Origin of the sequence: Mycoplasma feriruminatoris (assembly GCF_000327395.2) — a bacterium.
GTDB lineage: Bacteria > Bacillota_I > Bacilli_A > Mycoplasmatales > Mycoplasmataceae > Mycoplasma > Mycoplasma feriruminatoris.
Genome location: NZ_CP091032.1, coordinates 619,994 through 633,174, shown reverse-complemented (window position 1 = coordinate 633,174; position 13,181 = coordinate 619,994). Strand labels below are relative to the sequence as shown.

Annotated in this window: 16 protein-coding genes and 1 other RNA gene; 16 read left to right on the top strand and 1 reads right to left on the bottom strand. The window is 23.1% G+C overall.

What is annotated here, in order from left to right:
* Window position 1 precedes the first annotated feature (1 nt).
* The 3 genes from D500_RS02755 to D500_RS02745 are packed head-to-tail and all read left to right on the top strand — an operon-like array spanning window position 2 to window position 1,899.
* Window positions 2–991: an NAD-dependent glycerol-3-phosphate dehydrogenase gene (locus D500_RS02755; RefSeq protein WP_008363831.1), complete on the top strand. Its 990-nt coding sequence runs from the start codon at window positions 2–4 to the stop codon at window positions 989–991.
* Window positions 992–1,022: 31 nt separating this feature from the next.
* Window positions 1,023–1,295: an HU family DNA-binding protein gene (locus D500_RS02750; protein ID WP_008363832.1), complete on the top strand. Its 273-nt coding sequence runs from the start codon at window positions 1,023–1,025 to the stop codon at window positions 1,293–1,295.
* Window positions 1,296–1,350: 55 nt separating this feature from the next.
* The gene (locus tag D500_RS02745) at window positions 1,351–1,899 is read left to right on the top strand and encodes a DnaD family protein (RefSeq protein WP_008363834.1); all 549 of its coding nucleotides are present in this window, start codon (window positions 1,351–1,353) and stop codon (window positions 1,897–1,899) included.
* Here D500_RS02745 and D500_RS02740 read toward each other — a convergent pair.
* Window positions 1,862–2,371, bottom strand: coding sequence for a Holliday junction resolvase RecU (locus D500_RS02740; protein ID WP_008363836.1), 510 nt, complete (start codon window positions 2,369–2,371; stop codon window positions 1,862–1,864). The genes D500_RS02745 and D500_RS02740 overlap by 38 nt on opposite strands.
* A 63-nt stretch (window positions 2,372–2,434) precedes the next feature.
* Between D500_RS02740 and D500_RS02735 the strand changes: the two genes are divergently transcribed.
* The 13 genes from D500_RS02735 to rplS all read left to right on the top strand — a co-directional run bounded on the left by D500_RS02735 (window position 2,435) and on the right by rplS (window position 13,131).
* Entirely contained in the window at window positions 2,435–2,812 is a 378-nt protein-coding gene (locus D500_RS02735) for a DivIVA domain-containing protein (RefSeq protein ID WP_008363837.1), read from the top strand.
* Window positions 2,813–2,958: 146 nt separating this feature from the next.
* The gene (locus D500_RS02730; RefSeq protein ID WP_008363839.1) at window positions 2,959–4,311 is read left to right on the top strand and encodes a BspA family leucine-rich repeat surface protein; all 1,353 of its coding nucleotides are present in this window, start codon (window positions 2,959–2,961) and stop codon (window positions 4,309–4,311) included.
* Window positions 4,312–4,403: 92 nt separating this feature from the next.
* The gene (locus tag D500_RS02725) at window positions 4,404–5,630 is read left to right on the top strand and encodes a BspA family leucine-rich repeat surface protein (protein WP_008363841.1); all 1,227 of its coding nucleotides are present in this window, start codon (window positions 4,404–4,406) and stop codon (window positions 5,628–5,630) included.
* 57 nt (window positions 5,631–5,687) lie between these two features.
* An RNA gene (gene rnpB, locus D500_RS02720) (RNase P RNA component class B) lies at window positions 5,688–6,029 on the top strand.
* A 36-nt stretch (window positions 6,030–6,065) separates the two neighbouring features.
* Window positions 6,066–6,536, top strand: coding sequence for a CinA family protein (locus tag D500_RS02715; RefSeq protein WP_008363842.1), 471 nt, complete (start codon window positions 6,066–6,068; stop codon window positions 6,534–6,536).
* Between the two features lie 42 nt (window positions 6,537–6,578).
* The gene (recA, locus tag D500_RS02710; protein WP_008363844.1) at window positions 6,579–7,616 is read left to right on the top strand and encodes a recombinase RecA; all 1,038 of its coding nucleotides are present in this window, start codon (window positions 6,579–6,581) and stop codon (window positions 7,614–7,616) included.
* Window positions 7,617–7,753: 137 nt separating this feature from the next.
* Window positions 7,754–9,283, top strand: a complete 1,530-nt coding sequence (gene rny, locus D500_RS02705) for a ribonuclease Y (RefSeq protein ID WP_008363846.1) — start codon at window positions 7,754–7,756, stop codon at window positions 9,281–9,283.
* Between the two features lie 31 nt (window positions 9,284–9,314).
* Window positions 9,315–10,658: a signal recognition particle protein gene (ffh, locus tag D500_RS02700; RefSeq protein WP_008363848.1), complete on the top strand. Its 1,344-nt coding sequence runs from the start codon at window positions 9,315–9,317 to the stop codon at window positions 10,656–10,658.
* A gap of 3 nt (window positions 10,659–10,661) precedes the next feature.
* On the top strand, window positions 10,662–11,129 hold the full coding sequence (locus tag D500_RS02695; protein ID WP_008363850.1) for a 23S rRNA (pseudouridine(1915)-N(3))-methyltransferase RlmH: 468 nt from the start codon (window positions 10,662–10,664) through the stop codon (window positions 11,127–11,129).
* Between the two features lie 88 nt (window positions 11,130–11,217).
* Window positions 11,218–11,496 carry a 30S ribosomal protein S16 gene (gene rpsP, locus D500_RS02690; protein WP_008363852.1) on the top strand — a complete coding sequence of 93 codons (279 nt, stop codon included), beginning with the start codon at window positions 11,218–11,220 and terminating at the stop codon, window positions 11,494–11,496.
* Window positions 11,497–11,526: 30 nt separating this feature from the next.
* Window positions 11,527–12,021, top strand: a complete 495-nt coding sequence (locus tag D500_RS02685; RefSeq protein WP_008363854.1) for a ribosome maturation factor RimM — start codon at window positions 11,527–11,529, stop codon at window positions 12,019–12,021.
* 2 nt (window positions 12,022–12,023) lie between these two features.
* Window positions 12,024–12,746, top strand: a complete 723-nt coding sequence (gene trmD / locus D500_RS02680; protein ID WP_008363856.1) for a tRNA (guanosine(37)-N1)-methyltransferase TrmD — start codon at window positions 12,024–12,026, stop codon at window positions 12,744–12,746.
* Between the two features lies 1 nt (window position 12,747).
* Entirely contained in the window at window positions 12,748–13,131 is a 384-nt protein-coding gene (gene rplS, locus D500_RS02675; RefSeq protein ID WP_008363858.1) for a 50S ribosomal protein L19, read from the top strand.
* The last annotated feature ends 50 nt before the right edge of the window (window positions 13,132–13,181 follow it).

Genomic DNA, 13,181 nt, shown 5'->3' with positions numbered 1-13,181 from the left:
TATGAAAAAAAACATAACTATTATTGGATTAAATCCATATAGTGTTTCTTTAAGTAATGTTTTAGCTGATAATCATCATAATGTTATTATTTTTACAAATGATCAAATTGAAGAACAAAATATTAATTTTAATCACATCTATAATAATTTAAAAATTAATAAAAAAATTATTGCTACAAATGATCTAATTGCTAGTTTAGAAAATGTTGAAATTCTAATTTTATCAACAACTTATAATCAGTTAGAATCAATGATTAATGAGATTAAAAAGTATTTAAAAAAACCAGTAATTTTAATAAATACAATCACAGGATTTGATGAAACTAATTTAGATTTATTATCAAATTTTATAATTAAACAATTTAAAAATACTAGTTTGTTAAAAGAATATGTTAGTTTGTATGGACCAAGTAATGCTAGTGAAATTATTTTAAAAAAACCATCAAGTTGTATGATAGTTTCAAATGATTTAAACACAGCTAATATGTTAGTTGAAATTTTTTCAAATGAGTATTTTTTATGTTATGTTTCAAATGATTTAAATACTTGTCAATTAGTAGTTTATTTTAAAGATTTAATTAATCTAAGTTTAGGAATTTTAGATCAACTTGATGCAGGAAGTAATGCTAAAGCAAGTTTGATTACTATAATAATTAATCTAATTTATCAAATAACAAAAAACTATCAAACAAGATTAGAATCATTTTTTAATTTTGCAACTTTAGCAAATATTTTTGAAAATATTTTAACTAATAATTCTATTTTTTATAAACTAGGTGTTGACATTGTAAAGTTTAATGATACAAAAAAAGCACTAGAAAAAAATAATCTAACATTAAATCAAATTCAAGTAGTAAAAATTGCTTATTTACTATGTGATAAATATCAAATTCACAATCAATTTATCAACACATTATATAAAATTTTATATAATAACATTAGACCAATAGCGCTTTTAAACCATTCATTTAAAGGTGTTTGACTGGTTTAAGTTGAAAAGTAGAAAAGAGAAATAATTTAATATGACTAAAAAAGAATTAATTGATGAAATCATTATTAATGAAAATATTTCTAAAGTTGATGCAGAAAAAGTTGTTAATAGAATCTTTCAAACAATTTCAAAACATTTAATCGAAGGAAAAGAAGTATCAGTTGCCGGATTTGGAAAATTTGTAATTTCTGAAAGAGCATCTAGAGAAGGAATTAATCCATCAACTGGTGAAAAAATAGTTATTCCAGCTTCTAGATCAGCAAGATTTAAACCAGCAAAACAACTTAAAGAATCATTAATGTAATAATTAAAAAAAGGTTGCTAGACAACCTTTTTATTAGCATTATAAAAGGACTTTTATGATTTTAAAAATGTTAGAAAAAGGACTTGTTTCTAAAAAAAAGCTGTTATTAGAATATTATAAAAAATTAGAATTATCTGATAATCAAGCTTTAATAATTTTAATGATTATGTATTTAAATGATCAAACTAGAAAAATGACAACTCCTAATTTATTAGCTAATTATTTAAATTTAACAAGTGAACAAATTGAAAAAGAACTAGAAATTTTAGCTGAAAAAGATTTAATTGAAATTAAAACTGATTTTATAGATTTTTCTAATTTGTTTAATAAAATCGCTTTACTTGTTAATAACACTTTTTTAATAGAACAACACATTGATTTTTTTAATAATCTAGAAAAAAACTTATTATTTAATTTATTTGAGAATCAAAAATTACAAATTTTAGATCTATTAAAAACAAGTATTAATAAAGAACAAATTTTACAAATCACAACTAATAAAAAAATTTCTAGTTTTATAGACTTATTAAAAGAAATTGAGCTATTTTTAAAATCATCAAATAAACTTATGCAATTTGATTGATTAGATGATCAAAATGTTTAAGATAATCTAATTTTAATTTATTTGTTAAAAACAATTCTTTACAGTTTGAAATAATTCAACTTCTAGGAATTGTTTTTTTATTTGCTTTTATATATTCTTTTAGTTGAGAATAAGAAATTAAATAAAAATCATCATATTGTGAAAAATATAAAATAATAAAAGCTAAACCTTTATTTTTAGTTACTAAATCTAGTTTTTGTTGTTGGTTTTTTCTAATAGCATTAAAGTTAAATTCATCTTTTGAAGTTTCTTTAGCATCAAATTCAAAATATAACCCATTATAAACTCCAATATAATCGCAATTAAAATTATCTTTAAAAGTAGCATTAGTAATAATTTTGTTATTGATTTTAATTAAATTAATATTTGTTGGTATTTTTGTAACAACACACATATTTTCATCTAAATATTTTTGATTTGTAATATTTAAAATTGTTTCTAAATATTGACCTTTATTTTTTAATGGATACATAAATCCTCCTTTTTATAGTATTAGAAAAAATGTTATAATTATTATCAAAAAGGAGTCATTTATATGAAAAAGTTATCAGTTAACCAGATCCAAAATAAAAAATTTAATATAGTTTATAAAGGATATAAAGTTGAAGAAGTAAATGATTTTTTAGATGAAATTATTAAAGATTATGTTTGTTTAGAAAATCAAATTACTAGTTTAAATGACCAATTAGAATTAGCTAATTTAAAGATTGCAAAACTTACTACTGATAAACAACAAACTGAAACTGAACTAGATCAATACGTTAAAAAGAATTGAAAACTAGTTAAAGATAATTTAAATGATGTTGATGTTATTAAAAGAATAACTAGAATTGAAAAAAATTTAGTTGAATATGAAGAAAAACTAAATAAAATAGATGAGATATACAAATTATTAATAAACAAATTAAGATAAAGAGAATAGAACAGATGTTCTATTTTTTTTGTCTTTTAGTCTGATTTAAATATCTATTTTTAAATTTACTATAATAAAAGTGGTATTAAAGACTTCATTTAATCCATACTTATTAAAAATAATTAATTTATAAAAGGCTATAAGAGATGAAAAAGTTATTAACATTATTTACTTCATTAACAATGTTAAGTACTACTAGTTTTTTAGTAGTTGCTTGTAAAACAAATAAAAATAACTCAAATATTAATCAAAATAATCAAATAACTAATAAACAAGCTGTTATTAATTTATGAGAAAAAGATTTTAAAAATAAATTAGATAGTGCTAAAAATACAAGTTTAATTGTTGAACTACTTAAAGAAAAGTTACCAAAACAAGTTAGTGATGCAATTGATTTAGATGGTAGTTTATATCAAAATAATGTTTCAAAATTACAAAAAGATGAAAATAATAGTTTAAAACAAAAAATCAAAGTTTTAGTTGATAAAGAAGTAATTGAACTTGAAATTGGAAACGTTAAATATGGTCATCAATCAATTAAATACAAAACAAAAGATGGAATGATTCATGAAAAAACCAAAGATGAATGAGAAAAAATGGTTTGAGATGATCCAGTTAAAAAATCTGGAAAAAAAGAAATTGCTGATATTGTTGATGTAATTCAAATGGGTTATTATGATGATGAAGGTAACAATTATTTAAAACCTTACAAAAAATATATTCATTATATTCAAGCATTTGAAATGCCTAAAAACGTTTCTAGAATAAGTGCACTTTTACCAAGAGAAGTTAATAGTTTAAGTAAAGTATTTAGTCACAATTTAAACACAAATATTGATGGTATTGAAAAATGAGATGTTTCAAGAGTTTGCCAAATGAGCTTCTTGTTTGAAGGTGCTAAAAATTTTAATCATGATATTTCTAATTGAAATGTAAAAATTTTAAGAGATGCTAACTCAATGTTTGCTGATGCATCTAAATTTAATCAAAATTTAGGAAAATGAAATCCATACAATTTAGCATATGCTAGAAAAATGTTTGCTAGAGCTAAAGAATTTAATCAAGATTTAAGTTCTTGAAAAACTTCTCATGTTTATAATATGGAACAAATGTTTGATGGAGCTGAAAAGTTTAATTCTAATTTAGATAAATGAGATACTTCTCATGTTCAAAGTATGAAACAAATGTTTAGAAGAACAAAAAGTTTTAATGGTAATGTTACAACTTGAGATGTTTCAAAAGTAACTGATATGGATTCAATGTTTAAAGAAGCAACTATTTTTGATCAAGATCTAAGTAAATGGAAAGTTAAAGACAATGTTAGTCATAAAGAATTTGCAAAAAAATCAAAGATTGAAAATGAAACAAATAAACTTCCTAAATTTAAAAATCCAGAAACTCCAGCAAGATCAGTAAAACCATCAAAACCAGCAACTGCAGCCATGCCTTCAACTACAACCTCAGCTAAACCAGCCGCAGCAAAACCTGTAATGAAATAAAGTATTTAAACTTCTATAAAAGTTCAAATAAACTTATTTGAGCTTTTTATTTCTAAATTAATATCTTTATATTGAATTGAAAGAATAAAAAAATGAAAAAAATATTATTACTATCAAATTTATTATTAATAACTAATTTATCTATTATAGCTGTTTCTTGTCAAAAAAATGATGATATAAAATTAGAAACATTAACTAAAAAAACTGTTGATGATATAAATGAAGTCAATCTAAAATTAACTAGTTTACAACAAGAAAATAATCTTTTAGAAACTCGTTTAAATGAATTAAAAAAGATACAAAAAGTTACTAATAAATTTGAACATTTTACTAGGTTATATGACAAAACAAATAAATATAAATATAAACCTACTAGAATAGATTTACCTATTAAAAAAGAGTATTTTAAAACAAAAAATCAACTAAATAAATTTAAAAATAATAATGAAATTAAAACACTTTTAAATAATATTGAAACTAAAGAAAAACAAATTTTAGAAAAACAAAATAAAAATTACTCATTAAAAATAGAGATTGAAAATACAAAAGAACAACTAGCAAATAATTATTGAGGTTGAGGAGTTAATCCGGTTTATCAGAATAATAAATTAGTTAAAATTGGTTATTTTTTAACTAAAGATTTTGAACTTCAAATTGAAACAATACAAAGTGAAACAAATGAAGTTCCAGACGTTTTACCTGAAGAAATAACTTCATTAAAATTAGCTTTTAATGAAAATAAAAGTTCAAATATTAAAGGCTTAGAAAAATGAAAAACTCATAATATTAAAGATATGAGTCAAATGTTTAGAAGTGCTTTTAATTTTAATCAGGATTTATCTAATTTTGATACTTCTAATGTTATTAGTTTTAATTCAATGTTTAATGAAGCAAGTAGTTTTGATCAAGATTTATCTAATTGAAAAACTGATAATGTCTTATATACAGAAGCAATGTTTACTGATGCTAAAAAGTTTAATAACAATAATAAAAAACTAACTTGAAATACTAAAAACATAGTTAATATGAGATCGATGTTTTTATCAGCAACTAGTTTTAATCAAGATATATCAAGTTGAAATACTTCTAGTGTAACTAATATGAGTAATATGTTTTTTAATGCAACTAGTTTTAATCAGAATATATCTAATTGAAATGTATCTAATGTAACTAATATGAGTCAAATGTTTAGAAGTGCAACTAATTTTGATCAAAATTTAAGTAAATGACAACTTAATAAAAATGTAATTTATGATGATTTTGCAACTAATTCAAAAATACAAAATAATAAAGAAAAACTTCCAAAATTTAATAAGTAAATTAGATTTGCTTATCTAGTCTTTTATTTTATTTATGTTGTAAAATTAATAAGAGATTTTATTGGTCAATCGCTGTATTTGAAAAAATAATATAGAGGAAACTCCACGCTTGCACAATCTGTGATGATTGTAGTGATTATGCTAAATGAATAAATAAATTTAGGCAGTAAGTAATTACTGACGGCATAACTAACCTAAGGCTTTGCTATGGTGATGTTATTAAGGTGCCACAGAGACGAATAAAGAGAAATCTTGAAATGGAACGCGGTAAACCCCATAAGTAAGAAACTCAAATTTTGGTAGAGGAATCTGATCAAGAAAATAAGAATTAAGATCAGAAGTTAAAATAACTAGATAGATGATTGACGCTTGTAAAAGTACAAAACGTGGGTTATAGATAAAATCTCGTCTTTTTTAATAGATTGTGGTGATTTTATGAGTTTAAAAAAATTAGTTAAATTATTAATTAAAAACAATTTAACAATTTCAACTTGTGAATCATTTACTGGAGGATTATTTAGTAATTTAATTACTAATATTACAAATAGTTCTAAAGTCTTTTTTGGATCATTTGTATGTTATCAAACTAAATTTAAAGAAAATATTTTAAATATAGATAAACAAGTTATTAAAAAAGATGGTGTTATTTCTTTTAATTGTGCAAAAGAAATGGTTTTAAAAACTTATGAATTAACAAAAACAAATATAGTAGTAAGTTTTACAGGAAATGCTGGTCCTAATAGTATGGAAAATAAACCTAAAGGATTAGCTTATATTGGAATTAAGTTTAATGATCAAATAAAAATTTATGAATTTAAACCTAGATTTGTTATATCTAGAAAGCACTTTAAAAATAAAGCAATTAAATTTGTTGTAAAAATTTTAAAAAAAATGGTTCTTTTCTAAAAACTTTTTCTAATACTATTATGAAAGGATAGAAAAGAAACTATGAGTACAGAATTACAAAATACAATAGAAAATAATGATATAAGAGAAGCACAAATGTGAAGTTCAAAAGAACTAAAAGAAGCTATTAAAGAAATTGAAAAAATGTTTGGTAAAGGATCAATTATGGTTCTTGGCCAAAGTGATAATTTAAATGTTGAAACATTTTCATCAGGATCACTTTTATTAGATAATGCTTTAGGTATTGGAGGATATCCTAAAGGAAGAATTATTGAAATTTATGGACCAGAATCATCTGGTAAAACTACTTTATCACTACATGCAATTTGTGAAATTCAAAAAGCTGGAGGAATTGCTGCTTTTATTGATGCTGAACATTCTTTAGAACCAAAATATTGTCAAAATTTAGGAATTGACACTAATAAATTATTAGTAAGTCAACCAGATAATGGAGAACAAGCTTTAGATATTTTAGAAATGTTAATTAATTCAAATAGTATTGATTTAATTGTTGTTGATTCAGTAGCAGCCTTAGTTCCAAAAACTGAATTAGAAGGTGAAATGAGTGATCAATCAATTGGTCTACAAGCAAGAATGATGTCAAAAGCATTAAGAAAATTAAATGGTTTAATTGCAAAATCTAATACAACAGTTATTTTTATTAACCAATTAAGAGAAAAAATTGGAGTTATTTTTGGAAGTCCTGAAACTACAACTGGTGGAAAAGCGCTAAAATTCTTTTCATCAATTAGATTAGAAGTTAGAAAATCAGAAAACATTTTAAATAATTCAGAAATTATTGGTAATAAAATTAAAATTAAAGTTGTTAAAAATAAAACATCAATACCATTTAAAACTACAACAATTTCACTTTTATATAATAAAGGAATTGATAAACTTGGTGAATTAGTTGATTTATTAGTAAGTCATGAAATTATTGAAAAATCAGGAGTTTGATATTCTTATCAAAATGAAAAAATTGGTCAAGGAAGAACAAGTGTAATTCAGTGATTAAATGCTGATGAAAATAGAACAAATGAACTAATTGAACAAGTTAAAAAACTAATTAAACAAGAATAAAAAATAAACAAATTTAAAGCACTATAGTGCTTTTTTGCTTTTCGTCTTATTGTCAAAATTTCTTTTATTTTTTAAATGTTATAATAAATTAGTATTAAGTATATGTAATTTTTTTAAGCAGAAAGAAAATAGAGAACATGGATGAAGACATAATTATAATACTTTCAGTTTTTTGTGGTATATTTTTTATTTGCTTTGTTATTTCTAGTGCAATTCTACTTTATTTATGAAAATCTAAATCAAGAAAACATCTTATTGAACAATATATAAAAGAAGCAAAACAAGCTAAAAAACAAGTTCTAGCTAATGGATATAAAGAAATTAGTGAAGCTAAAATGCTTTTTTTAAAAAGAAGTGAATTAGAAAAAAATGAATTAGATAGAGTTAAAGAACAATTAGATATGAGAGCTAATGATCTAAAAAGAAACCAAGAAATTGTTGAGTCAAAATCTCAAAGACTAGATGCTAGTATGTTAGATCTAGAAAAAAGAAAATTCTTAGTAGATCAAAAAGAAGAATATTTAATTAAACGTTTAGAAGACGTATCAGGTTTAACAAAACAACAAGCAAAAGAACTATTAATAAAACAAGTAAGAAATAAATCAGAAAAAGAACTTATTTCTATTTTAAAAAACGCTGAATTACAAGCACATAGTAAAGCTAAAGTTGTTGCTAATAACATTTTAATTTCAGCAATGGAAAGAATTAAAGTAGAACTTACAAGTCAAAGAACAACTAATATTGTTAAATTGCCATCTGATGATCTTAAAGGTCGTATTATTGGAAAAGATCATAGAAATATGAAAACTTTTGAACAAGTTGGTGGTGTTGATATTGTTGTTGATGAAACACCAAATACTGTTATAGTTTCTTCATTTAATCCAATTAGAAGAGAAATTGCAACAAGAACATTAGAACAACTAATTGTTGATGGAAGAATTCAACCAGTTAAAATTGAAAATGAATTAAAAAAACAAGAACAAGAATTAGAATATATTATTCAAGAAACTGGGTTAAATACTATTAAAGAATTAAACATTAATGATATTGATATTGAACTAGTTAAACTAATTGGTAAATTAAAATTTAGAACTAGTTATGGTCAAAACGTTTTAGCTCACTCAATTGAAGTTGCTAAATTATCTGGTTTAATTGCAGCTGAGTTAGGTTTAGATGCTGAAAAAGCAACTAGAGCAGGTTTATTACATGATATTGGTAAAGCTTTAGATTTTGAAAAGCAAGGAAGTCATGTTGAATTAGGAGCAGAAATTGCAAGAAAATATAATGAAGATCCAATCATTATAAATTGTATTGAATCACATCATGAAGACAAGGAAAAAGAAAGTGAAATAGCTGCAATTGTAGCTATTGCTGATTCGATTTCAGCTTCAAGACCTGGAGCTAGATATAATGCAATTGATGAATTTATATTAAGAATGAATGAAATTGAAAAAATAGGAAATTCAATTCCAGGAGTTGCTAAAACTTATGCTTTACAATCAGGTCGTCAAATTAGATTAATTGTTGATCCACTAGTTGCTTCTGATTTAGATTTAGCTTTAATTTTAGAAAAAATGAAAGAACAAATTAAAGAAAAAGTAATTATTCCTGGTGAAATAACAATAACAGTAATAAGAGAAAAAAAAGAAACTGATATTTTAAAATAAATATTTAACTATAAAAATTAAAGGAGTTAATATGGGATTTGGTGATTTTTTATCTAAAAGAATGCAAAAAAGCATCGAAAAAAATATGAAAAGTTCTACTTTAAATGAAGAAAACATTAAAGAAACTTTAAAAGAAATTAGACTATCTTTATTAGAAGCTGATGTTAATATTGAAGCTGCAAAAGAAATTATTAATAATGTAAAACAAAAAGCTTTAGGTGGATATATTTCAGAAGGTGCTAATGCTCATCAACAAATGATAAAAATTGTTCATGAAGAATTAGTAAATATTTTAGGAAAAGAAAATGCGCCTTTAGAATTAAATAAAAAGCCAAGTGTTGTAATGATGGTTGGACTACAAGGTAGTGGTAAAACTACAACAGCAAACAAATTAGCTTATTTATTAAATAAAAAAAATAAGAAAAAAGTTTTATTAGTAGCACTTGATATTTATAGACCTGGAGCTATTGAACAATTAGTTCAATTAGGACAAAAAACAAATACACAAGTATTTGAAAAAGGAAAACAAGATCCAGTTAAAACAGCTGAACAAGCTTTAGATTATGCTAAAGAAAATAATTTTGATGTTGTAATTTTAGATACTGCAGGAAGATTACAAGTTGATCAAGTTCTAATGAAAGAATTAGATAATTTAAAGAAAAAAACATCACCAAATGAAATTTTATTAGTTGTTGATGGAATGAGTGGTCAAGAAATTATTAATGTTACAAATGAGTTTAATAGTAAATTAAAACTGTCCGGAGTTGTTGTTACAAAATTAGATGGAGATGCTAGAGGTGGAGCTACTTTATCTATTAGTTATTTAACTAAATTACCTATTAAATTTATTGGTGAAGGTGAAGGATTTAATGCATTAGCTGCTTTTTATCCAAAAAGAATGGCTGATAGATTGATGGGAATGGGAGATATTGAAACTTTATTTGAAAAAGCAGTTGAAAATATTGACGAACGTTCTATTCAAAAAACTATGAACCGTATGTTTTTAGGTCAATTTGATCTTGAAGATTTAAGAAACCAATTAGCTCAAATTGCAAAAATGGGTAGTTTAAATAAATTAATGAAAATGTTACCTATTAATAAAGTAAGTGAAGCACAAATTCAAGATGCTCAAAGAAAACTAGTTGTGTTTTCAATCTTAATGGATTCAATGACTTTAAAAGAAAGACGCGATCCTAGAGTTTTAAAAGCAATAAGTAGAAAAAACCGTATTATTAAAGGTTCAGGTCGAAGTGAAAAAGAATTTAATGAATTAATTAATTCATTTGAAAAAGGTAAAAAACAAGTTTTAGAAATGACTAAAATGATTAAAAGTGGAAGAATGCCAAATCTATCAAAAGGTGGATTTAAATTCTAATTTATGAAAATTAAAATTATTTGTTTTGGTAAATTAGATAAAAAGTTTTATATTGATGCTTTTAATGATTATTTTAAAAGATTAGAAAAATATATTGATTTAGAAGTAATTGAATTAAAAGAAGAAATTAATGGTGAATTAAATAAAATCAAAGAAGAAAACTCAAATCTTTTATTAAATAAATTAGAAAATTATAAAGATTTTGAAAAGATTATTTTAGATGTTAATTCTAAATTAATATCAACTCAAAATTTAGTTGATATTATACAAACTAATTTAAATTATAAAAACGCTAAGATTTTATTTGTAATTGGTCCTAGTGATGGGTATTCAGAAAAGTTTTTAAATTCTTTTAATAACAAAATATCACTTGCAAAAATAACACTTCCACATCAATTATGTAGAATTGTTTTAATTGAACAAATTTATCGAGTTTTTAAAATTATTAAAAACGAAAAATATCATAAATAATATAAGGTGTTAAGTAAAATTACTTGACACCTTTTTTTAAAATTGATATTATTAATAAGGTTTTAAAAATATATTATAGGAGGACACAATGGTTAAATTAAGATTAAAAAGAATCGGTAAAAAACAAGCGCCATTTTATAGAATAGTAGCTGCTGACTCACGTATTAACCGTAATGGTCAATATATTGAATTAGTTGGAACATTCAACCCATTAAAAGATGAAGTTAAAATAGATAAAGAATTAACTTTAAAATGACTAAACAATGGTGCTCAACCAACTGATACAGTAAGAAGTTTACTTTCAAAACAAGGTATTTTAAAAGCCTTACATGAATCTAAATTTTCTAAAAATACTGAAAAAAAATAAAACCTGTATCTAGAAATAGATTAAAAATCAATGAATGCTAATCTTATTAAAATAGGTGTTATAGTCAATACTTTTTCTATTAAAGGGCAAGTTAAAGTTATTCTTAATGATGATATTATGATTGATGATTTAAATAAAATCGATACCTTTTTTATAAAAGCTAATAATAATTTCGAAGTTTTAAGAATACAAAATATAACTTTAAATAAAACTAAAAATCAGTTAATTGTTAAATTTTTAAATTTAGATAATATTAATGATGTTATTAAATATAAAAATAAAGAAATATATTGTTTAAAAAATAAAAATATTACTCAACTTATTTCATTAATTGGTTTTAAGTTTACTAGTTTAAAAACAAATGGAATTATTAGTGATTATATGAATAATAATTATCAACAATTAGTTAAAGTTAAATCTGAAAATCAAAAAGAATTTTGAGTGCCTTTAGTTGATGTTTTTATAAAAGAGATTGATTATGAAAATCAAGTGATAATTGCAAAAGATGTTGAAGGACTAAAATAGTTATGAAATTTTCTATTATTACTTTATTTCCTAAAATCATTAATTCATATATAGAAGAATCAATTATTAAAAGAGCAATTATTAAACAAGCTATACAAATAGAAGTTATTGATTTAAGAGACTTTTCTACACTTAGTCATAATCAAGTTGATGATTATCAGTATGGTGGTGGTAGTGGAATGGTTTTAATGATTGAACCACTAATTAGAGCAATTGAATCAATTAAAACTGACAATTCAATTGTTTTACTAACAACACCTCAAGGAAAAACTTTAAAACAACCAATTGTAAAATCATATGCTAATAATTATGAACATATCATTATAATATGTGGTCATTATGAAGGATATGATGAAAGAATTTTAGATTATATTGATGATGAAGTTTCAATTGGTGATTATGTTATAACTGGTGGAGAATTAGCTAGTTTAATTCTAGTAGATTCAATTTCAAGAATTTTACCAAATGTTATTAAACAAGAATCACATGAAAATGAAAGTTTTGAAAATAACTTATTAGATCATCCAGTTTATACTAAACCATATGAATTTAGAAATAAAAAAGTTCCAGATGTTTTATTAAGTGGTCATCATCAAAATATTAAAAAATGAAGAGAAGCTCAACAAGTAATAAAAACACTTAAAAAAAGACCAGATTTAATTGATGAAACTAAATTAAATAAACACCAACTAGAAATTTATAAAAAAATGAAAGGAGAACAATAGTATGAGTTCAAAAGCTACAAAAACTGTTAAGTCAAGATTTGATATTGTTAATAATCAATTACGCGATGATTTAATAGATTTTAGATCAGGAGACACTATTAGAGTTGATGTAAAAATTAAAGAAGGAGATAAATTCCGTATCCAATCTTTTGAAGGATTAGTTATTAAAACTCAAGGATCTGGAATTACTTATTCAGTAGTTGTTAGAAAAATGTCAAACGGTGTATTTGTTGAAAGAACTTTTCCATTACACTCACCAATTATTGACTCAGTTACTTTAGTTAAACGTGGTAAAGTTAGAAGATCTCGTATTTATTACATTAGAAATCTTTCTGGTAAAGCTGCTAGAATTAAAGAAATTATGCCAACTAAACAAGCTAAATAACAATAATTTAATCATCATGAAAAGTATTTTCATACTTTATTATGATGTTT